19 protein-coding genes and 2 pseudogenes are annotated in these 23,031 nt (G+C 53.3%); 5 read left to right on the top strand and 16 right to left on the bottom strand.

The genetic code is table 11. The features are described from left to right. Window positions 1-70 precede the first annotated feature (70 nt). Window positions 71-217 carry a VOC family protein gene (locus CPter91_RS25580; protein ID WP_236905935.1) on the bottom strand — a complete coding sequence of 49 codons (147 nt, stop codon included), beginning with the start codon at window positions 215-217 and terminating at the stop codon, window positions 71-73. A 184-nt stretch (window positions 218-401) separates the two neighbouring features. Between CPter91_RS25580 and CPter91_RS05145 the strand changes: the two genes are divergently transcribed. Next, window positions 402-1,325, top strand: a complete 924-nt coding sequence (locus tag CPter91_RS05145; RefSeq protein ID WP_061937826.1) for a LysR family transcriptional regulator — start codon at window positions 402-404, stop codon at window positions 1,323-1,325. A 140-nt stretch (window positions 1,326-1,465) separates the two neighbouring features. Here the strand turns inward: CPter91_RS05145 and CPter91_RS05140 are convergent, their stop codons facing one another. From CPter91_RS05140 to CPter91_RS05125, 4 genes are all read right to left on the bottom strand, one after another. Then, on the bottom strand, window positions 1,466-2,308 hold the full coding sequence (locus CPter91_RS05140) for a sugar phosphate isomerase/epimerase family protein (protein WP_061937822.1): 843 nt from the start codon (window positions 2,306-2,308) through the stop codon (window positions 1,466-1,468). Beyond that, window positions 2,301-3,554 carry an NAD(P)/FAD-dependent oxidoreductase gene (locus tag CPter91_RS05135; protein WP_061945849.1) on the bottom strand — a complete coding sequence of 418 codons (1,254 nt, stop codon included), beginning with the start codon at window positions 3,552-3,554 and terminating at the stop codon, window positions 2,301-2,303. Before CPter91_RS05135 ends, CPter91_RS05140 begins: the two co-directional genes overlap by 8 nt. Before the next feature lie 52 nt (window positions 3,555-3,606). Continuing rightward, window positions 3,607-3,921 carry a MocE family 2Fe-2S type ferredoxin gene (locus tag CPter91_RS05130; RefSeq protein ID WP_061937819.1) on the bottom strand — a complete coding sequence of 105 codons (315 nt, stop codon included), beginning with the start codon at window positions 3,919-3,921 and terminating at the stop codon, window positions 3,607-3,609. A gap of 84 nt (window positions 3,922-4,005) precedes the next feature. Beyond that, a complete protein-coding gene (locus CPter91_RS05125) occupies window positions 4,006-5,094 on the bottom strand; it encodes a fatty acid desaturase (RefSeq protein WP_061937816.1) in 1,089 nt (362 codons plus the stop codon). 194 nt (window positions 5,095-5,288) lie between these two features. On the opposite strand from CPter91_RS05125, the gene CPter91_RS05120 reads away from it, so the two are divergent. Beyond that, window positions 5,289-6,314 (top strand): LacI family DNA-binding transcriptional regulator, encoded by a 1,026-nt coding sequence (locus CPter91_RS05120; RefSeq protein ID WP_061937814.1) that lies wholly within the window; start codon window positions 5,289-5,291, stop codon window positions 6,312-6,314. 439 nt (window positions 6,315-6,753) lie between these two features. Here CPter91_RS05120 and CPter91_RS26410 read toward each other — a convergent pair whose 3' ends face one another. The 7 genes from CPter91_RS26410 to CPter91_RS05090 all read right to left on the bottom strand — a co-directional run bounded on the left by CPter91_RS26410 (window position 6,754) and on the right by CPter91_RS05090 (window position 15,421). Beyond that, window positions 6,754-7,116 carry a hypothetical protein gene (locus tag CPter91_RS26410; protein ID WP_150119627.1) on the bottom strand — a complete coding sequence of 121 codons (363 nt, stop codon included), beginning with the start codon at window positions 7,114-7,116 and terminating at the stop codon, window positions 6,754-6,756. A gap of 376 nt (window positions 7,117-7,492) precedes the next feature. Then, entirely contained in the window at window positions 7,493-7,750 is a 258-nt protein-coding gene (locus tag CPter91_RS05115; protein ID WP_061937811.1) for a PAAR domain-containing protein, read from the bottom strand. 21 nt (window positions 7,751-7,771) lie between these two features. Continuing rightward, window positions 7,772-8,839, bottom strand: coding sequence for a DUF6708 domain-containing protein (locus CPter91_RS05110; protein WP_061937808.1), 1,068 nt, complete (start codon window positions 8,837-8,839; stop codon window positions 7,772-7,774). 3 nt (window positions 8,840-8,842) lie between these two features. Next, window positions 8,843-11,344, bottom strand: a complete 2,502-nt coding sequence (locus CPter91_RS05105; protein ID WP_061937804.1) for a T6SS effector BTH_I2691 family protein — start codon at window positions 11,342-11,344, stop codon at window positions 8,843-8,845. Beyond that, window positions 11,344-12,234 carry a DUF4123 domain-containing protein gene (locus CPter91_RS05100; RefSeq protein WP_061937801.1) on the bottom strand — a complete coding sequence of 297 codons (891 nt, stop codon included), beginning with the start codon at window positions 12,232-12,234 and terminating at the stop codon, window positions 11,344-11,346. Before CPter91_RS05100 ends, CPter91_RS05105 begins: the two co-directional genes overlap by 1 nt. Window positions 12,235-12,262: 28 nt before the next feature. After that, the gene (locus tag CPter91_RS05095) at window positions 12,263-14,746 is read right to left on the bottom strand and encodes a type VI secretion system Vgr family protein (RefSeq protein WP_061937798.1); all 2,484 of its coding nucleotides are present in this window, start codon (window positions 14,744-14,746) and stop codon (window positions 12,263-12,265) included. 183 nt (window positions 14,747-14,929) lie between these two features. Continuing rightward, on the bottom strand, window positions 14,930-15,421 hold the full coding sequence (locus tag CPter91_RS05090; RefSeq protein ID WP_061937794.1) for an Hcp family type VI secretion system effector: 492 nt from the start codon (window positions 15,419-15,421) through the stop codon (window positions 14,930-14,932). A 667-nt stretch (window positions 15,422-16,088) separates the two neighbouring features. Here CPter91_RS05090 and CPter91_RS05085 point away from each other — a divergent pair. From CPter91_RS05085 to CPter91_RS05075, 3 genes and pseudogenes are all read left to right on the top strand, one after another. Beyond that, a complete protein-coding gene (locus CPter91_RS05085) occupies window positions 16,089-16,733 on the top strand; it encodes a LysR substrate-binding domain-containing protein (RefSeq protein ID WP_417924841.1) in 645 nt (214 codons plus the stop codon). A 187-nt stretch (window positions 16,734-16,920) separates the two neighbouring features. Continuing rightward, window positions 16,921-17,481: an ester cyclase gene (locus CPter91_RS05080; protein ID WP_061937784.1), complete on the top strand. Its 561-nt coding sequence runs from the start codon at window positions 16,921-16,923 to the stop codon at window positions 17,479-17,481. Window positions 17,482-17,508: 27 nt separating this feature from the next. Further along, window positions 17,509-18,600: pseudogene (locus CPter91_RS05075) on the top strand (alkene reductase). Here CPter91_RS05075 and CPter91_RS05070 read toward each other — a convergent pair. The 4 genes and pseudogenes from CPter91_RS05070 to CPter91_RS25570 form a co-directional block, all read right to left on the bottom strand. Continuing rightward, window positions 18,579-19,502: a LysR family transcriptional regulator gene (locus CPter91_RS05070; protein WP_061937781.1), complete on the bottom strand. Its 924-nt coding sequence runs from the start codon at window positions 19,500-19,502 to the stop codon at window positions 18,579-18,581. The pseudogene CPter91_RS05075 and the gene CPter91_RS05070 overlap by 22 nt on opposite strands. Window positions 19,503-19,775: 273 nt before the next feature. After that, entirely contained in the window at window positions 19,776-20,468 is a 693-nt protein-coding gene (locus CPter91_RS05065) for an HAD family hydrolase (protein ID WP_150119626.1), read from the bottom strand. 1,004 nt (window positions 20,469-21,472) lie between these two features. After that, window positions 21,473-21,919 carry a TetR/AcrR family transcriptional regulator gene (locus CPter91_RS05055; RefSeq protein WP_082792618.1) on the bottom strand — a complete coding sequence of 149 codons (447 nt, stop codon included), beginning with the start codon at window positions 21,917-21,919 and terminating at the stop codon, window positions 21,473-21,475. Window positions 21,920-21,956: 37 nt separating this feature from the next. Then, window positions 21,957-22,325, bottom strand: a pseudogene (locus tag CPter91_RS25570) (helix-turn-helix domain-containing protein); the annotation flags it as partial. Between the last annotated feature and the right edge of the window lie 706 nt (window positions 22,326-23,031).

Raw genomic sequence — 23,031 nt, 5'->3', positions numbered from 1 at the left:
ATAATGCTTGTGACACACCTTAATTCACCGAATTAAGACCGGTTTCATCTGGAGCAAAACACGCCTCCAGTTAACGTTCATGGAAATTAAAATCCACCAACTTCTCGTCGCTACGACCTTCAGGGCAGCGCAGCAGATCGCCGTAAAAAGCGCGTGCCTGGGTAATGTCTTCACGGAGAATGCCAAATCGAATGGTGATGTCGACCTCATCATTCATCCTCTTTCCTAACTGTCGACTGGCGACGGCGAGTCAGCTACGGACTAGGCGCGAAGGCCGCGGATTGGAATTGCTTGTTATCAAAAAACCCTTTGTGCGTCAGGGGTTTAGTGGATTTTATATATATGATTTTGTGATGTAAAATTATGTTTTTTGATCTAGTTAATTCAATTTTTTCATAACCATGATTCGCTACCTGAAAACCTTTATCGCCGCAGCACAACTGGGATCGTTCTCGACCGCGGGCGCCAGGCTTGGCTTGACCCAATCTGCGGTGAGCATGCAGATCAGGCGCCTGGAAGATGAATTGAATTGCGAGCTGTTTACGCGCGTGGGAAAGTCTGTCACGGTCAGCGATCACGGCAAGCAGCTGCTGCGCACCGCGGAAGAGATCATCAGGCTTTTTGAATCCATGAAAGGACAGACAGAAGTCACCGCTACGCGCGGGAAAATCGACATCGGAGCCATCTCCACTGTCCAGCTGAACTTACTGCCGGCAGCGCTGGCGGATTTCCGGAAGTGCTTTCCATTAGTTGAAGTCAACGTGGTGCCGGGAACCTCGGTTCAACTGATGTCGCAAATCGACAGCAACGATTTGTCGCTTGCAGTCATGATTCGTCCCAATCTGAAAATGACGAAGAGTTTGAAATGGACAACCATGTTGCGCGAAACCTACGTGGCAATCGCACCACTGTCGGCGCGCGAGAAGACGGTCAAGGATCTGCTGGCAGCGCATCCGTTTCTGCGCTACAGCCGGCGATCTTACGGCGGCCAGCTGGTTGATCGCTACCTTAAGCGCACTCGCCTGCATGTGAACGATACGATGGAATTGGACGAACCAATGGTGATCATGGAAATGGTCAGAAAAGGGCTCGGCGTCGCCATTATTCCTTACGATCTCGCTGCAGGCGCGTCGAGCAAGAAATTGCGTGTTTTACCGTTAGGGAATGCGGGATTTTTTCGGGAAATTGGCGTACTGCAACATGTTACCCCTGCCGCGAATATCGCCGCCGATGAGTTACTGGACTGCATTACTAGAGCTGCAAAGGCAAAGGAAGTCGTTTGCACGGAAAACTTGAAATCCGATATTGCAAAAGGGGCGCGTTGAATAACGTTCAGTAATCTGCGCCCGGAAATCGCAGATTCGGCCGACGTCAACGATGTAATTGAACGAAACATAACAGGACATGGAGCAAGAGTGTGTGGACAGTCAGATAGCCACATTTATTCGCTTCCGAGATAGCCCGATCAGTTTTTCCCGACCGCCTCACGCCAGGTATTTTCGATGATACCCTTGAGCATCAGCGACTCCTCCCAGCGGTCGACGATATCGTTGCCATCAGCGTCTGTAATGGCATAAGGAGGGGGTCCCAACTCGCAGGTAAAGGACAGGGTGTCATTTTCTCCTGCCCGCTTCAACCAGCTCTCCATCCCGTAACGCCACCAATCGTTGAATAGCGCCACCCAAGATCGATGCTGGCGAAAGCTCAATGGCACCTGCACCTGGTGGCCGTTGGAGACGCGGCCATGGAATCCCCAGCTATGTTCGAGAATCCTGCGGATCTGAGCGTGGTCTTCAACGGAAGGTTGTTCGGGAAACTCTCGCGCCACCACATAGTGCGATAAATCGGCTACCAGTTTCAGATTGGGGTATTGATCGAGTACGTTCAGCGTAAACAGCAGGTCGTTGGTCAGCCGATAACGATGGGTTTCCACCAGCACCGGAAACTCCACCTGTTCCGCCAGCCGTTGCCAGCCCTCCAGGGTTGCGATGGCTTCGCGCACTGAGCGTGGCCGCAGATCGGCCTGGATAGTGAGGTGGTGGCAGCCGAATTCGGCCCCCAGCTCCAGCGCCGGCTTGAGGCCGTCAATATCAGTGGGGAATACTTGCCCTTCCACCTGAAGTCCCAACGGCTTGCAGGTCGCCACCAGGCGTTTGACATGCTCTCGATTGTAATAATGGTCGGTAAATCCGTCGAAACCGGCGACGGCCAGCTTGTGAAGATTTTGCTCCAGGCTGCGCTCATAGCCGTCACTGTGGCGACGCTCCATGGCCCACATGGATTGGAAAACCAGAAGACGCTTATGCATCTGATGTGCCCTTCAGTAACGATTTGAGACCGATGGCTGGATCTGCCAGGGCTTCATGAGCAATGGTTCGGCGCGCCTTGATCAGTATTTCGGCTATCTTGATATCCTTCGCAATGCTATTGCCCCGCCCCCAGCCGCAGGCAGCCACAAGCTGCTGCTGTTCATTCAGGAAAAAAATCAGCAGCCCGTCGTCCGTTAGTGGGCGTTCGATGCAATGAGCTGCCATATGAGGCTCCCCGGCAATCTGCAGGCTGTAATCGAATTGATCTGACCAAAACCACGGCAGCGCGGAAAAATTCTCGTCGTGACCTAACAGTGTGCGCGCCGCGTGCTTGCCTTGTTCCTCGGCATTGCGCCAAGTTTCCAAGCGCATCGTGCGCCCCGTCAACGCGCTAGGGAATTCGCACACATCACCCACGGCATAGATATGTTCATCGCTAGTTTGCAATCGATGATTGACCCGGATGCCGTTGACGACAGCTAATCCTGCCTCGACCGCCAGTTCAACATTGGGCGCGATGCCGATGCCAACCACGATTATATCGCAGGGCACATTGCGGCCATCCTCCAATGCGACCCCTTGCACTACTGTCGTGCCGGCAAAAGCCTCGATGCGGCTTTGCAACTGGACATCCACTCCGCGCGCGCGATGGAGTTGGAGTAGCTTTTCGGAAAGCTGCGGCGGTAACGCCCGCGCCGCCAAGCGCTCTCCAGCCTCCAGTACCGTCACGCTGCAGCCGAGGGTACGGGCAGATGCGGCGACCTCAAGCCCAATGAACCCACCGCCAACCACCACCACGCGCTGTCCCGGTAACAGTTGTGCTTTCAGTTGCAGCGCATCCTCTATGGTACGCAAGTAGTGAACGCCAGCGAGCCCTGCCCCCTGCACAGTCACGGTTCTCACCCTGCCTCCGGTTGCCAGCAACAGCTTGCTGTAAGCCAGCGTCGCTCCATCATCGAGTGCGATGCTGGAAATCTCTCTTCGGATGCGCTCGACCCTGACGCCGGTCAACAACCGAATGTCTTGTTCCATGAAAAGATCAGCGCCACCGATGGTGCATTGGTCTGGTTCACGACTGCCAAGCAGCACTTGCTTGGACAACGGTGGACGTTCATAGGGCAGTTGCGGCTCATCGCCGATCAGCAGCAACGAACCGTCGTAACCCTGCTCCCGCAGCGCAAGCGCGGCCCGCACGCCGGCCTGGCCGGCACCGACGATGATGATAGGTTCGGACGGTCGAATCATTTGCATATCCCACGATTTTGCGTTCCCTGCGATAACAGCCTTGTATCAGGCATCAGTCCAGGTTGATCCACACTCGATCGCCTTCGACCTTGACGGTGTATGTCTTCAAACTGACGCAGACAGGCGCTCCCTGCGCCTTGCCGGTTCGATAATCGAAGCGGCCGTTATGCTTAGGGCACTCGATAATGTGGTCCATCACCAGGCCGTCGGCCAGATGTACCTTTTCATGAGTGCAGACGCCGTCGGTCGCGAAAAACGCGTCATCCGGGGAACGGTAGATGGCGAAGGTGCGTCCTTCGTGGTCGAAGCGCGCGACGTCTTCCTGCTCGATATCGTCTACTGCGCAGGCTGCTATCCAATGGCTCATTGCTGTCGTCCTCTTGTAAGCTGCCGGCCGGCTTGGCCAGCGTGGCTGGTTCTGCGGGAGCGCTGCCCCCTCGCCCTTTTCTGCTTATGCATAGCCGCGCTGCTGCTGTTGACTGGCGCCAGTAACGGGCGACACAGCGACCGGCGCCGGGAGCTGACGTTTGGCGTAAAAGCGTGTGTCTTTGCGTTGGCGCCACAGAGTCGGGATGATTTCACGGTAAGCATCGGACAGTCCCGCATGCGCGGGCGGGCATTGATCCTTGATCAACGCGTGCAGCCTGGGCAGGTTATAGAACGGCACCATCGGGAACATATGGTGCTCGACGTGGTAGTTCATGTTCATGTAAAGGAAGGCAAGCAGTTGGTTAAGCTGCACGGTGCGCGTATTTTCGCGATGGTCGAGCACGTCCTCGGCTAGGCCGGCATGCTGGGTGATATTGAATACCTGGGTCAGCGGCGCGCCATAGAAGTGTGGCAGCACGATGAACAACGCCGGAAGGATGCTGCCGATTACGAAACACCAAGCCACCGTGCCAGCGAAGATAAGCGTGTAAAGCCGGCTCACTCGGATCATCCGATCGATCTCCGAGGCTGGCACGAAGGAGCGAGTGGCTTGGCTCACGCTACCGAACGCATGACGGATGATGCGCAACAGTTCGATGGTGCCGGACTTGAGAAAGAAAAAGTCGGCGAACAAGCCCAGCAGCCGGATTGGGCGCGGAAAAGCGATTTCCCTATCGTTGCCGACGATGATCGTGTCCGTATGGTGGCGCGCATGGCTCCAGCGCCAGTACACCGGTTCGTGTAGCGCCATAAAGGCGGACAGCTGAGAAAAGAACGTATTCAACCAGCCGCTCTTGAACGGCGTGCCGTGCGAAAGCTCGTGCGAGGTGTGGTCGGACATCGAGTAAAACAGACCGTACAGTAGAAATGCCGGCACCGCCCAGACGCTGCCCCACGAGAAGTAGGCCAGCGTCCCGCTGCCGATCAACAGCAGCAGCCAGCTGCCCAGATATTTGAGCCCTTGCCAGTCGTCGCGCTGCATCAGCTGCTTCATCTGCTTGCGATCGACCGTGCAGGCAAACCATTGCGCCGACACCAGTCCTTTGGCGGCAGCCTGTTTGCCGCACGGTCCCTCAAGGCTATAGTCTCTATCCATCACATCATCTATCATTTTCTATCATCCTTGTATCGAAAGTATCTCATTCTGAATATCAACATATCGGACCCGATGCAGTAACAGCATTCAGCTGCTGTAAGTATAGTTAGTTGCAAATGATCTACAATAAGGAAGACGCATTCCACATCAATAACTATCAATTATTCAAAATACAGAATGATGGTTTCTATCAAATATGAGGAAATATCATGAACCCAACGATGACGGATGTAGCAAAGGAAGCCGGCGTCGGCGTCGCGACCGTCGATCGGGTGATCAACAAGAGAGCAAGCGTACGGCCGGAAACCGCACAGCGGGTATTGGAGGCGGCGGAAAACCTCGGCTTTCGCCGCGCCGGGCTGATTCGCCATCGCATCGATGAGAGAATGGCTGGCTACCGGCTCGGATTCATCCTGCAAAAACGCAGCACCCACTTCTACCGCGCACTGGGCGAAGCGCTGATCGCCGCCGCACAGATGCAAACCGCCCCGCACGGGAAAGCCATTGTCGAATTTCTCGATGAATTGACGCCGCAGCACATGGTCGCAAAGCTGCATGAACTCAGCAGCAAGGTGGATGCTATCGCCATCGTAGCCGCTGACCATCCGCAAATCAGCCAGGCGATCGGCCAGCTCAGCGCCCAGGGCACACCTGTGTTCGCACTGATTTCGGATCTGACGGCCGAGGCATGCGCCGGCTATGTCGGACTCGATCAACGCAAAGTCGGCCGCACAGCTGCGTGGGCCATCTCTCGCCTCAGCGGCGTTCCGGGGAAGGTCGGCCTCATGGTAGGCAGCCACCGCTACTTGTGCCAAGAGCAGGCAGAAATCAGCTTCCGCTCCTATTTTCGCGAATACGCACCGGAATTTCAGGTGCTGGAAACCTTGATCAGCCTGGAGGACATCCATCTGGCTCAAGTAGCCACACTGGATTTGTTGAAGCGCCACCCGGACTTGGTCGGTATCTATGTGGCTGGCGGCGGGATCGAGGGAGTGATTCAGGCTCTACAAGAAGGAGACGGACCACCCGGACTCGTCACGGTCTGCCCCGACCTGACCGAGATTACCCGGCAGGCGTTGATCGATGGTCGGGTCGACATGGTCATTTCGCATCCGCAAGAATGGATGGCCCGCCGCTTGGTAGAGGTGATGTCTGACGCCATTTGCGCCAAGGGCACAAAAGATTCGGTGCAGAGTATTCTGCCATTTACCACCTACACTGCAGCGAACGTCTAGCGAATACAGCAGAGTTATCCCTCCTATAACATCTCTGTCATCCGCCAAAGCGATTTAGCCTCTGAGCAGCCTCCGCAACTATTGATTCCCGCAGGGCACGGCGCTTGGTCGAGTCCTTGAGCACGGCGGCTACAATTTCCGGAGCCGACGTATAGGGGGTTCCACCGGCAATCAAACTAGCTTCGACGCTAGGCTTGCCACATACCACTCTTGCACGCCCCCCGCAATATCCAGAACAACAATTTCATTCTCTGTGATGCTCATTTTGAATCGACCTTTACTTTCAAAATTGTATTTACAAGACTATTGTCGATCGTTGGAATCGAGTTAATCACCATCTCGGGCGCTCCTCCTGGCAAATGATTACCTGCACCGAGAAAGTACTGGTTTCCCTCCAACGGACTTACCGGCGACATATCTCTAACTCCTGTTACTTGCCTCACTTTGAACCCATCTTGCCACGCATATTGTCGTCACGGCACTGGCGGCACCATTTTCCAGTTTTAATGCCGTGCGGCTTGGCATGCCAGCGATGCCCCTTGATGCATTCCCATAACATGGGGATTTCGGTGTTGATATAGATATCGGAGAGACAAAAACCGCCATGTCGGCTAGCGATCCGCCGCATGGTTTTCAACTCTTTGTCGGCAACGCAATACCGGCACCATTGGCCAAATGATGTGCAATTCGCCGAGGCTTGCCATCGATGGTTGTTGGCGCATTGCCAGAGCAGCGGTGTCCGGGTATTCACGTAGATGTCGGATAGACAGCGACCACCGCGTTTCTTGGCCAACTGCTGCATTTTTTTCAACCAGACGGCAGCAACACAATCCTTACACCAGGAACCGCTTTTGACGTAAGCCGGCGTTTCATGCCACGGGCGACAGCGATCTGCTGCATGGCTGCAAGCGTCAAGCGTCGACCTGCTTTCGGATCACGAGGGGAAAAACTGGCTGGTGTTTTGGTGCGAGGCATTAACAAGGTATTCGAAAACTCGGTGGATCTTATTGCGACCTGGCGACAATCACGGTGCCGCAATATACACAGACTAGTTGCGACCGCTGTTCGGTATAGTAGGGATCAGAACGGCACCGCAACTGATCTAGCGACCATCAAATGCTACTCGCCATTTTAGGCCTCTGCTTTATGCCTGCGATTTCCAATCACAATTCCTTGGCTTACAGAGATGAAATGAGTGTCGCCCCGCATGCGGTCGGATCACCGTGATAGGCGACAGCTTTGCCGTGATGCATACGGGTGCTGTTCACCGGCTGGATAGCGAACTTGCCCTTGCATTGGGGACAAGTCGTCATGTCGCCTTCCAGGGCAACCGCTATACCCATCGCTTTAAAGCTATCGCTGGCGGTAACGACCTCACCGCCATGTGAAGTCTTGTCACCCAGGCGAATTACGCCACGTTCCTGCTCGTCTTTCATCTTGGATTCTCCTAGATTCGGTTAGATCTTAGGTGGAACGTCTTCTGCCCAAAGAGAAGCATTAACCGCGCCATCTTTTTCACCATGCCAGCCGTCCAATTCCATTTTCGGGTCGTAGGGATAATCGTGTCTTTCCTGTGCCAGAGCGGTTTCTGCCCACCCTACCGGAGTATCGCCACGCGGTTGGCTATAAGCATCAGCGGTCGCTATAGCGCTAACTTGCTCTACCGATTTTGGCCAAACCGGCTCACGACAGGTCCATAGCGCCAACAAACGATGACTGGTCATCAGTAAGATAAATGGCATCATAATGATGCGATAGGTCGCGCTAGCCCGTGTGCCGAAATCGTACATACAAAATAAAAAGCTCTCGCGCATGTTCTCATGCTCGCTGAAAAAGAGCGGTGGTTTAGGTAAATCGGCCGGCCCTTGATTCATGTACCAGCACCAGTAGTTCCATTGCGACAGCAGTCCTTCGAGGTTTGCTCTGCCCTCCCACTCCCGGCCGATAGCAAATGCCTGCACGACATTGCCACTGTTGTCGACAGCGTAATGCCGGATGTGATAACAATTGCGATTATTGCCTGACCCTCGATGGATGCAAAAAATAGACTTTTCGCTCCATGGCACTTCCAAAGTGACGTCACCTTCTCCCGATTTGGCAAAAAAACGACGGCGACGTATCGCATATATTTTTTTCTGCTCTCGGTTAAAGCGGATTGGACGGCGCCTAAGAGAAAAGAATTCGTCACGCCCAAACTTAAAAGCTACGTAGCCGAAAATCAAGACCATCCCGAGACAAAATAAATCGCCAAATAGGCCGCCAGATTTTGAGAAAATAACTCGGGTTTCGTATTCCATCCAGAATCCCAGTGCAACACCAAGACAAGCAAGAAGAACACCTCCTGCCTGCCACTGTCGATCCCTATACGGTTGATCCGTCACATCCATGTAAGTCGAATTGAGCCGAAAGATTGTAGAAGTATCTTTGCATTCTGGCCCAACTGGTTTATCAATTGGAAGCCGATGGTTCAAGTCCCAATCGGGAATTGGCAAACCTGCTTTATATAGGAACACACGTTCATCCATGATTTAAGCTCCTACAGCATGGTTGTATGCCTTCAACTCGTCGTCAAAGGATGGATATTTCTCACCCTTGCTAAATTCGCACCGAGAAATCCATGTTTTTAAGAGACCACTGCTCACGAGAGCAATCACGATACCCACGACAAACGCTACGATTAGCAACGGCCAAAAAATGGCACCAATCGCAAAATAAGCAGCAATGGCAATTCCGATACCAAGGGCACCGTTAAGTCTGTACAACCAGCCAAGTGTCTCATTCCCGTCACCAAAAGCATCCGGTGCGTTCTTCAAAATATCAAAAAGACCAAGCACAGCACCGGCTGCGGCTCCAATTACACGTGCGCCTTTCGCGTATTTGGCAGCACTCTCCACATCCACCGCCCATTGTTGGCGAAGAAATACCGCCATGGGGTGGGTTGTCGATTTTTCTACCGTTGAACCAACTGTATCGACGATCGTTGCTCCTAGGCTGACAATAGCCATAGCCATCTTCGTTCGCGTCTCTGTTTGATTAAATTTATCATTATTCACCAAATCTTGAGTCGCGAACCCCAAAGCCACCAATTGCACTATCGCCGTCACTACCCCAAGATGGAATTCTTGTGGGGCAGAAGAACCGAGCCATTTTTGAGTAGCATCTACGCCAGGCACCTTGATCCCCCTGATACTTCCGGCAGTGATACGTTCGTCTCGCTCCAACTGTGCGATGTCCAATTCATAGGCAATTAGTTTGCGATCTGCGGGAAGTTTTTTAACGTTGCTTTTTGCTTCTTTGAGTGCATCGACTCTCGTTTGCGTTCTATCAGTGTTGAGTTTGATACCCTGTGCTTTAGCTTGCTCGATCGCCCATTTGGAGAGATCTTTCGCGCTTACATTGCTGGCCTTAATGGTGACGCCACCCAGCAGCGTTAAATGCGCCAACGCCAACCCGCGCATGACAGAGTAACTGCCCTCACTAATTGCTTTGATAATGATATTGGCTGTCGCCAGTGCCAACCTATCAACCAGTTTTACCGCATCTCTGCTTGCAACTCGTGCAAGCGCGCCTTTGTAGACATTTAGAATATTTTCAAACTGAATATCACTACCTTTGAGATGCGGTTCGGTTGCTGCAATAATATCGTTCTGATTGAACAACAATGCACGCCCATACAAATTATGGGTATCCGATAACTTGCCACTATTGAGCCATGCTGTGAGTTGATCTGCGCAAGGCTTAGTGGATACGGCCTTACCGACACATTGGGCAACTGACTCGCTATATGCGTAGCCACTGCTTATGTCAGTCGCATCATGCACGCCGTCCATCCAGTTTGCCAGCTGTTCGCTTTTAAGCCAATCAACGTGAGCGTTAATTAGTTTGTCGTAATTCGGCTTAAATGCCAATACAGCTTCTTGATATTCTGCGGGAAAAGATTTCAGGCGGGCTTCATCCAGCGTCGGCTTTCCATTCTCGTGCGTCAACTCTTCCCAGGCATGATCGGCAGCAGCGTTCTGACGCCCAGCCTGATCAGCTCCATATTTCTGCTTATCCTGTTCTTGCTGTTTCGTGTAATTATTCAGTCCTCCCGCTTTAATTATTTTCCACAGTTTTATACCCGCATTAACGGGGTCGCCGCCGTCCAAACTATTTTTAGAATTTTCATCCAATTCATCGCTAAAAACCACGCCATCTCGCGCTTTCGCACGTACACTTTTCTCCGCCCCATCGAGTAAATCAGCCACCATTTTCGCGTGATACATTTTTTCATCGAATCCTGCAGGAAGCCCTGGCACCGCGAGTTCACTCAAGTCATTGGTGATGCCAACCGGGTCGTTGACCGCAACAATGAAACCCTTGTTATGAGGTGCCTGTGTCGCCATAATTTCGGCTATTACGGGACCCAATTCGTGCTGCTGAATCTCTAGCGTGGCAGTTGTATTACTAAACGAAAAAGCCTTACGCATGGCAGCACCTTTCGCTGCGAAAGGCGCAATCTTTCCGAAGTTGGCTTTATATTCGCCGGTATGCTTTGCTCCTCCGGCCAACATCGCAGGCACATCAATACACTGCATATGTTTTTTGCGCCAAGCAGCGTCGCCTGCCTTTTTGATTAAACCTTTTGTCCACATTACGCTAGACCAGCCTATCCAGAAATTGGTTGCCGGATCGGCGGGCGTATGAGGGACATCAACGCAATGTGAACGCACAACCTCCCCTCCATCAACGCAGTGAAACGGAATCCCTGGTCCCATTGGCATATATTCGATGGGAAAATTCCATAGGTGGCCTTTGGGTTGCACCATATAGCCTTTGAGGCGATTGCGCTTTTCATCATAGGTGTAGAGATAGCCAGCTCGCAGAGTGCGTAAAGTGTATTTCGCCGTACCAATATCTTGCGGCGCGCCTTCTATCTTGAAGTTACCTGACAAAGCGGGTACGCCTGCCGCGCCCGCAGGACAAGCGACGGCGTAACGAACCGGATAGATCAACAAACCCTTTTTATCGCAAAAATTACATTTAGGCATTAGGCCGCTCCTGTTGGCGTCTGTTGCAGCTGAGATTGTTGATTCAGCTTGTGATAATCGTTATGGTCAAGCAAGTTCTGCAGATCAATCCAGTTAATTTTTCCTTGCGCAAGATCGGTCCATGCAGAGTTAAGTTTCGGATGACGCAGGAAAGCGTCACCATAGCGCACGCTAAGTAGCGTGTATTCAATCAGTTCATCGAATTCGGTTAACTTCAAGTACTGCCTTCCACCCGCGAGAGCCAAATCGATTTCCCGTTGATAGCCCAAGATATCAACGGGAGAAAGTGGGCCGCGAATGTCGTGTATATGTGCAAAGACAGCTGCGATCAATTCACTGTGATCGAGACTGGACCATTGTTTGTCAGTCGGCCATGCAGGTTTAAATCCTCCCAACGGATCCGTTTCGCGCCCTGGTCCCGCTACGCTCCACCAATGCCGGCACCAGGCGAAGCGCCATTCGGTGACTGGTCCCAGCAAAGCTTCTTTTTGTGCCGGTGCAAACAGCGCCATCGCCAACGAAAATACGCGCGGATCATAGTAGCGCCAAAAGACGGAACCTCCATCCGAGCCAGGACCTACCAAGAAACGCGCAATATGGCGCTTCAGTGTGTCAGCATCAAAAGTACTGTTCAGCCACGCACAGATGGCAGGAGGTCTGTCGCCATCAGTTTCGCGCAGCATCGCGGCTGTCGCATCAGCCTGCTGCGCTAAAGAAAGTGCTGCTACATCGATCAGCCGTGGCGTGAAGTCGTCTGCATTTGCCAGTGCTCCGGGTGTACAGCGCAGCATCGGCAGCGGTTCTGCGAACGTTTCATCGTCAATATTGGAAGCGTCAATCAGCAGATAGCCGTTGCGGATGACTTCGCCTGGGGGAGGGATACTTTGCATTAGCGCATTTCGTAAGCAGATAGTTCGATCAAGCCAGCGGTACGGAAGCAGCACCGGACTGTGCTGCGCCCGCCGTTTGCGATGGGCAGAGCTTGGAGCCGGGGAATTGCGCAGGCTTACCTTGCGGCCCCAAGGTCTGATGACCGGCAGCATGGACCTCATGCGCACCATTGGTAAATCCCGTGATACCTTCGCTGATCACAAACTCGCTGCCACCACCATTCAGGCGTATGCCTTTCTTGGCCTTGAGATTGATCCAGTCCTGAGTGCTGATGATGTCGACTACCTTCTGCGCCAGCAGTTCCATGCCGTCGTTTTGCGCTTGTATCTGCACTTTGCCACTGGCGGCAATCAGTTTGATGCCCAGCCTGTAAGCCAAGAGAGAGAGTTTTTCGGCGGCACTGACAAAGAACGATTTGCCTGCGGCTATCGATACATGACTACCCGCCGTCAATGCCGTATGTTCGGCACTGGCGATATGCGTGGATGCCCCCGAAGTTGTCTCAATGCCGCTAGGGCTTGCCACCACCAGATGCGGCTCCGCCAGCTCAGGAAATTTCCCGTCGCCACCACCGCTGCCCTTGATCGCATCATTTTGCGATTTGATCGCCTTGGTGACATCACTTTGATCCGCACCTTTGTCCTGCGCCTGGTGTTCTTGCGCCAGGTTAGCTAGGCTTTCAGCAGTGCTACGTGCCTGCGTCAAGCGCGATACGGTCTCACCCATGTCAGTGATATGGGCGGCCGCCTTCGGTCTTGCTTCAGTGGTGAGCAGTAATCCTTCAGCAGATCTCACTACGCCATGGCCGTCAGATCTCAGCTCAAACCCGTTTCCGCGCGCGTCCTGGCGGCCTGCATTGTTTTCAATGCGTGTGATGCTGCCCAAGGATATTTGGCTGTCCAGATGATCGCTGCGGAGCTGCGTTTGTATTTTCGCATTGGAGTCGTCGAAAATCAGGTGCCCGCTTCTGCCGCCCGGTGCATTACCGCCATTGGGCGTCAATTCCCGGCTACGGATGCCGGACAGTGGGCTTTGCGCAGGCAAGGCCCACGATGGCATGTTGTTCTGGCTGGCTACGGAGCCGGTGATGATGGGCCGATCGCAATTGCCATCTAGCCATTGCACGATCACTAGCTGCCCGATGCGCGGAATGGCGACGAAACCCTGATCAGCGCCAGCCCAGCCGCTTGCAACCCGGATCCAGGCGGAACTATCCTGGTCGTTCTTGCCGACGCGGTCCCAGTGGAACTGGACTTTCACACGGCCAAAATTATCGACGTGCAGATTTTCGCCGGAAGGACCGACTACAGTCGCCGTCTGCAAACCGTAGATGCGGGTTTCTTCGCTGTTGTAGCCGCGCCCCGGGCGCCAGGGAATCTTCTTGCGGATACATGTCAGCCGGTTTGAATAGGCTGGAGCGGCATCGGCGTTTTGCAGGTAGTTATTGGTGGCGCTGTGCTCGACGCTAATGATCAGGAATTCGTGATCCTGTTCTTCGCCCTGTTTATCGTTGTGTGGCGACCAGTCTTCGGAAAAGTGTCCAGTCAGTCGGAAAGTCCGCCCCGGTTGCGCGTAACGGTTGTTGCCCGCACCATCGAAAGTTTTTGCAATGGCTTCCGGCTCTTCCATTCTCACGCGGCTGAGGCGGTCACCATCCTGGCCGTTGGCGAAACCATAGGCGCCCGCATATTCGTACGATTCCACTGCAGGCACGGCCCCTTGCTTGTTGAGCGTAGGGACGCTGGCTTCTTGTGGGCGCGGGTTCTTGAAATCAAAACTTCTAATGGCCACCGTCGATATGGAAAACTGCCGCATCGGCGACCAGTCGGAAATCCCGTCTTCTTCGATCGCGCCGGCGTGGCGCTGAAATGGAATTTCGGCGTTGCCGTCTATTGGTTCCGCATAGGTGGAGTCATCCGACAGCTTTAATGTGTGGCCTTTAGCTGTATGCTCAAAGTGGTAATGCCAGCCCAGATTTTCCCAGCGCCGATGGACAAAATTGCTGTCGCTTTCGTCGAACTGGAATATTTCGGTAACCACTGGGTCAGCATGATTTAGCTTGCAATCCCATGCGGCATACGCGCCGTAATCGGCAAACACGTGGGCGCTTAAATCTTGAAGAGACAGCTGATGAAAAATGTAATTGTCTTTGCGCGATTTCAGATACGTCAGCCATGGCACCAGATGCGCCTCGTAAAAGGCGAAGCTGCCGTCGGTACGCTTGAAGCGGAAGCTCTCGACGTAACCGCTGAAGAAACGGATGCTGCCGTCCCCCCGTACCATTTCTACGCAAAGCAATTTCCCCATCATCGATTTCAAGGGGATGTTTGCGTCATCGCTCAATAGCTCAACGGTATAGGAGAAATCGCGGCTCAGGGCTTCGCTTGCATCTAGCCGATTGACTAACAGCTCGGCTTTCGGAGCGTCGTTATTCGCAAAGGACAGGCGCAAAATTCGGTTGTGCTGGCGATTCTGGACCAAGCTTCGCAGCGTTTTAATGGCTTCAGCCATGCAGATCCTTTGGTGTACACGAAATTGCCATTTGGCAAAATTGTGTAATTTTAACAAATAACACGGAGGAACAGCCGATAGATCGCAGTGATGGTACAGGGTGGTACCGTACATTCAAAATGATCATTGCCAAAAAGAACTGTAGCGTCGAAACGCCACAGTTCTTCTTATCGACACAGCAAATTACACGACCTTGTTGGTCGACAAATCCCATCCGCCAGAGGTATTACCACCGGAGCCACCTCCGATTTTCTGCTGCACGTATTTCCATTTGACCTGGGAGTATTTCAAGCTGACGCTTTCGCTCAGTACACTACCTTCTGTCACCGATGGCGTGACATCCGAGATCAACAGGTTGGTCAGTTCGATTGTGAAATATTTGATGCGGTCACCCTTACCATCAGCACGTAAAAATTCAAACGTAGCTTTAGGAATCGTCTTGCCTGATGAACAGTTTTGCAGCAACAATGGTGTCGCCAAATCAGCAATCTTAGTAATCACAATGTCCTTGTGCTCACAACGTTCGGCAGTATGACCGCCTCCGGTGGATGCAGTAGCCGACTTCGGCTGCAGCACTTCCCATTGGACCGATTTGCACTCGATCCAGTCCTTATGTGCGCTGTCTGTGGATTCGCCTTTAATACCGTCAATTTGCAGATAAACATCGATTGCCATAGTGATGCCCCTAATGAGATAAGAAAAATCTGGATAACGCTGGAAACGCCGCGGTTAAATGGAGAAAAAACTGAGGGAGCGGGATGCACTTTATTTAAAGTGGTACGCACCGTACACGATCGAGCATTGTTGCGTAACTGTCAAAATTGTCAGGTGCTCTCAGTAGAAAGCACCCTTATCAAACGGCAATCTTGTAAGTTCGAAGCAAGACGTCCAACGACTCTATCACTAGAGTAGGTGGCAAGTATCTCGATAAGAAGAGATTAACGTTCTTTCACATTTCCGTTGGCTAACAGCAACACAAGTTTACCGCCATTAGATAAGATCGCGCTCGCTTGCCCGCATTGCAGTGAGCCCGTGATCAGTAATATCCGTCACCGCCGATTGCCGGTGGGGGCACCTTCGGGACCAGATCCCGCTTAGGGAGATATGCCCTCTGCGCCAGCAGCGGCTACCTTGAAATGCGAAACGGCAGCTAACCGGCCCTCAGGCACTTCGATGACTCGGACTGGGTTATCTTCACTGACGTAATCTTCGAGCTGCTCTGGTAACAGGATGCTCTGCGTGCAATCCATTGCCTGGACAAAGCGTTTCATCGAAACCTCGGTCAAATATGCAATATCGATTTGACGCTTGTATCGAAAAATAGCTGACTAGCTCGCTATGTTTGCACACAGTCTCGACCGCTATCCGACTGGGCTGTGTACCAACCCTGGCGGAACATTTGCTACCACAAGTCTGCCAGGAACTGTTGGCAGAAGCGCCGGACGTTACGATCCAACTGATGGTGTCAATGAATGATGCCTTGTTGGAGGCGTTAAATGGAGGTGACCCGGACCTCGCAGTCGGACCTATCATCCAGTCGGATGCCGATGTTGAATCGGAGCAAATTGTCGAAGATGAAGTCGTGGTGCTGGCAGCAAAAGATCATCCAATTTTTAAAAGGCGCTACACCCTGAAAGACCTTCTCGACTACCGCTGGGTATTGCCTGCCACAACCGTGGCAAGCCGGCAATGGTTGGACCAAACCTTTGATCGAAACAGGCTACCGAGACCACAGGTACAAATCGAACCGACCGTACTGAACATGATTCTGCCGTTAATAGAAAAAACCGGATTGCTTGGGTTCGCGACAAGAGCAAATTTGCAATCTGGAAAAACATCGCTGCGGGAAGTTGTGCTGAAAGAGACGACCATGCAAAGACGCCTTGGAATCGCCTATCGAAAGAACGCTTACCTGTCCCCTGCGGCCCAACGACTCGTGACATTATTGCGCTTGCGAGGAAAAAGTCTGTTAATTAAAAAAAATTAGCTGTATTAACTCAAACTGGATCACAAATCATTGATCACTTGAACTAGCTGGAGACATCGGCGCCCAGCTGATTATATTCAACAAAAACAAACAAATGATTCAATATCGCGCCTAATTATCAAAATCCTCGCTAGAACGGACAATGCCTCCATTAGTACACCGTTCAATCAACAGCGAGGATTTTTTCATGACATCAGCACTTCTTCCCACTCGGCGCCAGATATCGGCGGCCGCGGCAGCATCAGTCCTGGGCCTGACCCTATGTAGCAGGGCGGCACAAGCCGATGACCGCAAACTGCCTGAACCACATCACGCAGCAATTGCCGGCAACCCTTCCGATGCGGCCCCGATGGTCCTGGCAGCTCGCCGCTATGCCGCATTCTGGAACACCGGCGACGAACAATACGCGCGGCAAGCGCTGTCGCCGGATTTCATTGACCGCACTTTGCCGGCCGGACGCCTTCAAGGCGTGGCCGGTCCGCTGCAGGCATCGCAAGGTTTCCGCGCCGCAGTGCCGGACCTGGCTATGGAAATTGACGACATGGTGGTCGCCGGCGACCGCGTCTCGCTCCATCTCCACTTCCGCGGTCACTTCAGCGGCCAGTTCGGGAAGCTCAAGGGCAAGGGCCAGGCAATCGACTTCCAAGCTTTCGACCTGTACCGGATCGCCGACGGCCGCATTGCTGACAACTGGCACCTGGAAGACAACCTGAGCCTGATGCAGCAATTCGGCGCAATACAGCCTTGATCTTCACTTTTTATAGGAAATTCAATCATGACTTTGGCAAACGCTTTGTTCGCCCCGGCGCAACTGGGCAGCCTGCAATCTCCAACCGCATCGTGATGGCGCCCATGACACGCGCCCGCAGTTCGCAACCGGGCGATATTCCGAATACCATGATGGCGGAATATTATGCGCAGCGCGCCAGCGCCGGCCTGATCGTCAGCGAAGCGACCCAGATTTCGCGCCAGGGCCAGGGTTATTCCTTCACGCCAGGCATTTATGATGCAGAGCAGGTGGCCGGCTGGCGGCTGGTCACCGATGCCGTGCATGCCGCCGGCGGCAAGATGTTCCTGCAGCTGTGGCATGTCGGCCGTGTCTCGCATGGCGTATTCCAGGACGGTGGCGCCCTCGGCGATACAGCTGCGCGGCACCCAGGTCTGGATCGTCGGCGACGACGGCATCGGCCGCATGGTCGATTGTCCGGTGCCGCGCGCGCTGTCGGTGGCGGAAATCCAGGACGTGATCGCCGATTTCCGGCAGGGCGCGGCAAATGCTATCGCGGCCGGTTTCGACGGCGTCGAAATTCATGGCGGCAACGGTTACCTTGTCGACCAGTTCTTGCGTACCGTCTCCAACCAGCGCGACGACCAGTACGGCGGAGCCATCGAAAACCGCACCCGCTTCCTGCTGGAACTGGCGGCCGCCGTGGCCGACGAAATCGGCGCGCACCGGCTAGGCATCAGGCTTGCGCCCTACATTACCTTCAAGGACATGGCCGATCCCGAAATCGTGCCGGCCATCCTGCACGCCGCCGCCGGCCTGGACCGCCTCGGCATCGCTTACATCCATCTTTCGGAAGCCGACTGGGACGATGCGCCCACCATTCCCGACCAGTTCCGCCACGACCTGCGTGCAGTGTTCAACGGCAGCCTTATCGTCGCCGACCGCTACGACAGCGACCGTGCGGCGCGGATCCTGGAGCAAGGTTTGGCGGACCTGGTGGCGTTCGGTCGGCCGTTCGTCGGCAATCCAGACCTGCCGCGGCGGCTGGCAGAGAAGCTGCCGCTGGCTGGCCATGATAGTGCCACCCTGTTCGGCGGCGAGCGTGCCGGGTATACCGACTATCCGCCGGCCTCGGCCTGACCCGAGTCAGCGGCGCTGGCAGCGAAGCGCTCCTGCAGGAACTCTATCAATAGCTTGACCCGCGGGGGCTGAAAACGGCTACGGTGATACAGCACGTTGAGTGGTGCGCTTTCGGTGAAAAATTCATCCAGTACCGTGATCAGCCGGCCAGCCCGCAAATCGGCACTGATATCGAGCAGCGATTTGTAGGCATAACCGTGGCCGAGCAAAGCCCATTTGCGAATGATTTCGCCATCGTTGCTCTGCTGGTAGTGGCTGACACGCACCGATTTCGGCTTGCCGCCGGCGCGGTAGCGCCATTCGTTCATCGGCCCGGCGACGTTGAGCAGCACCAGCGTCGGCAGGCTGGCCAACTGCTCCGGCGTCTGCGGCACACCGACGTGCGCCGCGCATTCCGGCGCGACGCAGACCACGCGCCGGTTCGGCAGCAGCGGCCGCGCCACCATGGCGCTGTCGGGCGGCATGCCGTAGCGGATCGCCAGGTCGATATCGTCCTGCACCAGGTTGGCGGTGGAATCGGTCAGCGACAAGGCGAACTGCACCTGCGGATGCCGGCGCTGGAATTGGTCAAGATAGCTGAACAAGAGATTGCGCCCCAGGTCCGATGGCGCTGAAATCCTGACTGTGCCCTGCACCAGGCTCTTGCCCGCCTGCAGCATCTGCTCGGCCTGGTCCATCAGCTCCAGCGCCTGCTGGCTGTATTCCTTGTAAAGCTGGCCTTCCTCGGTCAGCCGCAGGCGGCGCGTGGTGCGTTCGAACAGCTTGACCCGCAATGTTGTTTCAAGGCGCTGGATGGCGGCGCTGGAGGCCGCCGGCGACAAGCCGTGCTTGCGCCCCGCCGCGGAAAAACTACCTAGCGTCGAGGCATCGACAAACAATCTCATCACACTGAGTCGGTCCATGGACGGTCCTGGTTGAATGGTCACTATCGCTTTTATAGCGGGAAACGCCGCTGGGCGGCGGCATCGAAGGTTAAGCGTTCGCCATTTTTGTTCCACAACTGCGTTGGCTGCAATGTTAGCCCCCAATGCCGCAAAGCCAACCGTCCCTCGCACAAAATCGCTGCATTCGCTATCTAGATACGGAATTTCAACATAAAACTCCTCATCCGAATTCGCGACCATCCCCATGCCGATCAGATGTGGGCATGTATGCCTTCGAATTTGACTCTCGTTTTAGCGGTCTTTGCTCAACCACCAGGATGCGAACTCTGCCAGATTCAGGTGTTGGGAGTGGGATAATGCCACCTCCTCTCCTGCATTAGGACTCCCGTTGAGTTCTCGGAGCACCAGGGCCGCATGAATGTCGGCCGGCAAGCCGCGTAAATAAGGCAAGTAGTCGTCGACGAATGCGAGCGGCCGTAACTCTCGTAGTGCGGCTGCCTTAGGGTTAATTTCTTCCGCGATCCCTTCCGTAGCGATTACGCGCTCAATTGGGAAGCCGCACTCACGCAGATTTTGCAGCCGTGCCGCCTGGAAGCTCTGCTCCACCGCGCTGACACACACCAACTCGTAACCAGCATCCTTCAGTCTCAGGCAAGCGTCGACGGCGCCGTCGATTGCCGGCACAGTGGACCAAAAATTCTCATCAAAATACTTGCGGAAATGCGCCAGTCGATCACCATCAAGCCGTTCAACTTCCCAACGGTCAATAGGCCAGTACGCTTGGGGATCAAGCACTGCAGGCAGTATCCCGAATGCTCGCTGCCACGCTTGCCGGTAGGCTTCATGGAAGTTCAGCAAAACGCCATCGGCGTCGAGCGCGATGGTTCCTATTCTCTTGTGTGGCAAGACAGTACCTTTATCGTGGCCGGAGCCTCTATTTTCCACTGGAACCGGAAGTTTGGATAGGAAGCGTAGGTAACCCATTCGGCTATCAAGTTGTTAGCCCTTCTTCTGGGCATCCATCCAAGCAAGCCAGCCTCGTTGATAGGCACGTGCGTCGGTCAATGCATGATGCACTCGGTTGTCAGTTTGATAGTAAGCAGTCGCGGCTTGATCGTAAATTGTTGTGTCGATTAATGGCCTGAGATCGAAATAGGATGCAGCCAGATTTGCCGGCCGAGGTACGCCAAGCAAATTGACCAGGAAACGAAAATCTGTTTCCGAGTCGCATGCAACTTGCACTTCCCGAGGCGCACCTGCGAACCATGCTCGCAATGCGTCGCGAGCTCGCGCAGTAGTGTCAACGTGGAACGCATGCCCAGAGTCAAGGAGAAGGCCTCGAATTGATTCTCCTAAAATACCCAGGCGGTCATGAAGCCGAAGTGAACGGAAGTTATATTTGGATCTGCAAATTTCCGAACAACCCAATCAATTTGAGGCACAAAAGGCTTTGCAAGCGGCTTCATTCTTCAAACAACCTTGTTCCGGCCCGAGGATTCACTCCAAAGACGAGACAAGAATGAGCACAAATCAAGATCCAACTCACTCATTCTTATACTCACAAGGAGTACTCGAGCTCAAAGCACGCTTCAGTTCAGCAACTGATAAATTAGTGACTTCGTGAAGAGCGATCAAAAGGGACGCACTTACAACCGAATTGCCGTGCCGAATTTTGCTGATGGCCGGCGGGGGCACTTTTAGACAACGTGAGAGCGCGGCATCGTTTTGGAGTCCAAGTTGAATTTTGACTACGTCCAACAGCCTGTTCGCGTTTCTGACATATTCACTTACATCCTTTGCATTTTTCATGGGCTGCATTTGGTTTTTAAGGAGGGTATTAACATGAAACATTGGTTGTTAATATATCTAGCGTGGAACAAATTTTCATGTTACCGGATGCTAGTACGACTTAGCTCCATATCCATTTATTTCGACAAATACGATTCAATCGTATTTGTCGAAGAATTTTCAAATTGCCTTCCTACTGGCTAGGCATGCGAAGCTTCAACAAGTAATAATTCGACCAATGCGTTTCGCTGCTCGTGTGTATACGGGGGGGGTTTGTAACTATCAAGTAGTATCAGACCTTCCACGGACGTCCAGATCATTAAAGCCCGAACTGGATCTTGTGCCTCCTCGACGATTTTTGCCCAATAGTCACCATAGAACTGGGAGAATGGCTCTATTACGCTAGGCTCTTCTGCGACGGCGCTCTGAAAGAGTCCTTGTGAAAAATCTTTCATCCGCCCGGATACATCTGCGGTCAAACGTACCATAGACTTTAGAATGGTATTTGGCACATCTTTTTCCATTTTTATCGCTTGCTCGACCAGGCTTCTCGTGTGCTCGAACATGTGATCAATCATGGCAACCACCAAGTCTCGTTTTGTGGGGAAGTTATAGGTTATGGCCCCGCGGCTAGCTCCAATTTTCATACATACCGCATCGAACGTGAGCTTACTTGCCCCTTGTTGTCCCTTTGCTTGCAGAATTGACCCTATCCAACTGATCCACTCGCCACTGTCGCGCAAAGGCGGCAACCCGGTCGTAGGATCCTTCAAAGCCTAGCTCACATAAATCAGCATGGATCTGTTTTAAGCTGCGCCGCTGTTTTCGAGACTTTGTCGCTTCGGTTTTAAGCCAGGATGAAAGTTTGAAGGCGTACTGATCAAGAGCACTGGGAGTGCGTCGATCCCGATAAGCCGGCTCTACGATTTCTGAGCGTAGATAGCGTCTGACGGTGTTTCTGGAGATCCCCAAGCGCCTGGCGATCTCCCTCAAGGAGACCTGGTCACGAAGGTGCCAGCGTCGAATAATGCCTAATAATGCCACGTCGATCACTCCAATCTCCCACTCACTATATTGAGTAGGATTGTGGTCTATACGTGGGTCAATTTTCGATGCAAATTATCCAGCTAAGTGGGTCAGTTTTCGGCGCAAATCAACAACTTCTGCGCCACTTTTTCATCATTGTGTCCCCAACCAAAAGATTTTTGGCATGGCACAAGCCCGTAATCCCGCCACGCAAATGCTGCGACGCAGCCGTACGATCTCTTACCGCAGTCCATCCCAGCAGTCCCAGGTTTGAAACGCCGACATTGCGAATAAAGCAATAATGGTGACGCAAATGCGGCATATTAAGTTAGTTAAAATTTGTCATACATATATCTTCAAGACTCTTGCTGTTGTACCATTATGTGAGCATTTGCCAATAATCATAGAGTCTTCAGCCATCAATGACGCCGTCTACAAATTCGCCAGCATCGAAACCAACTTTACTTAACATTTTAAAACGTCATACGTTGCGCTTTCTGACCTTTGGGTTATTAGGAGCATTAGTCGCACTGGGCGTGACATACACCATTCCTAAACAATGGCCGGCAACTATGCTGCTGCAAATCGGCCAGATTGGCGGACCCTCGAATTTACTGGCAGATCCAAATAAGTCGTCCAACGCATAAAGTTCTCCAGCTTTGTGACAGAGGTACTGCAATCGCAAAACCTGCCGTCTGACGAATCAAAAAGTGATCGCAGCGCGCTCATAAAA

Origin of the sequence: Collimonas pratensis, assembly GCF_001584185.1 — a bacterium.
Lineage (GTDB): Bacteria > Pseudomonadota > Gammaproteobacteria > Burkholderiales > Burkholderiaceae_D > Collimonas > Collimonas pratensis.
Note: the sequence above shows the minus strand (reverse complement) of the source record. Positions and strands in the feature narration are given on the sequence as shown.

Bases quoted from the DNA above. Each gene is read 5' to 3' on its own strand.
- CPter91_RS25580 (WP_236905935.1), bottom strand. From the start codon at position 217: ATGAATGATGAGGTCGACATCACCATTCGATTTGGCATTCTCCGTGAA.
- CPter91_RS05145 (WP_061937826.1), top strand. From the start codon at position 402: ATGATTCGCTACCTGAAAACCTTTATCGCCGCAGCACAACTGGGATCG.
- CPter91_RS05140 (WP_061937822.1), bottom strand. From the start codon at position 2,308: ATGCATAAGCGTCTTCTGGTTTTCCAATCCATGTGGGCCATGGAGCGT.
- CPter91_RS05135 (WP_061945849.1), bottom strand. From the start codon at position 3,554: ATGATTCGACCGTCCGAACCTATCATCATCGTCGGTGCCGGCCAGGCC.
- CPter91_RS05130 (WP_061937819.1), bottom strand. From the start codon at position 3,921: ATGAGCCATTGGATAGCAGCCTGCGCAGTAGACGATATCGAGCAGGAA.
- CPter91_RS05125 (WP_061937816.1), bottom strand. From the start codon at position 5,094: ATGATAGATGATGTGATGGATAGAGACTATAGCCTTGAGGGACCGTGC.
- CPter91_RS05120 (WP_061937814.1), top strand. From the start codon at position 5,289: ATGAACCCAACGATGACGGATGTAGCAAAGGAAGCCGGCGTCGGCGTC.
- CPter91_RS26410 (WP_150119627.1), bottom strand. From the start codon at position 7,116: ATGCAGCAGTTGGCCAAGAAACGCGGTGGTCGCTGTCTATCCGACATC.
- CPter91_RS05115 (WP_061937811.1), bottom strand. From the start codon at position 7,750: ATGAAAGACGAGCAGGAACGTGGCGTAATTCGCCTGGGTGACAAGACT.
- CPter91_RS05110 (WP_061937808.1), bottom strand. From the start codon at position 8,839: ATGGATGAACGTGTGTTCCTATATAAAGCAGGTTTGCCAATTCCCGAT.
- CPter91_RS05105 (WP_061937804.1), bottom strand. From the start codon at position 11,344: ATGCCTAAATGTAATTTTTGCGATAAAAAGGGTTTGTTGATCTATCCG.
- CPter91_RS05100 (WP_061937801.1), bottom strand. From the start codon at position 12,234: ATGCAAAGTATCCCTCCCCCAGGCGAAGTCATCCGCAACGGCTATCTG.
- CPter91_RS05095 (WP_061937798.1), bottom strand. From the start codon at position 14,746: ATGGCTGAAGCCATTAAAACGCTGCGAAGCTTGGTCCAGAATCGCCAG.
- CPter91_RS05090 (WP_061937794.1), bottom strand. From the start codon at position 15,421: ATGGCAATCGATGTTTATCTGCAAATTGACGGTATTAAAGGCGAATCC.
- CPter91_RS05080 (WP_061937784.1), top strand. From the start codon at position 16,921: ATGACATCAGCACTTCTTCCCACTCGGCGCCAGATATCGGCGGCCGCG.
- CPter91_RS05070 (WP_061937781.1), bottom strand. From the start codon at position 19,502: ATGGACCGACTCAGTGTGATGAGATTGTTTGTCGATGCCTCGACGCTA.
- CPter91_RS05065 (WP_150119626.1), bottom strand. From the start codon at position 20,468: ATGGGTTACCTACGCTTCCTATCCAAACTTCCGGTTCCAGTGGAAAAT.
- CPter91_RS05055 (WP_082792618.1), bottom strand. From the start codon at position 21,919: ATGAAAATTGGAGCTAGCCGCGGGGCCATAACCTATAACTTCCCCACA.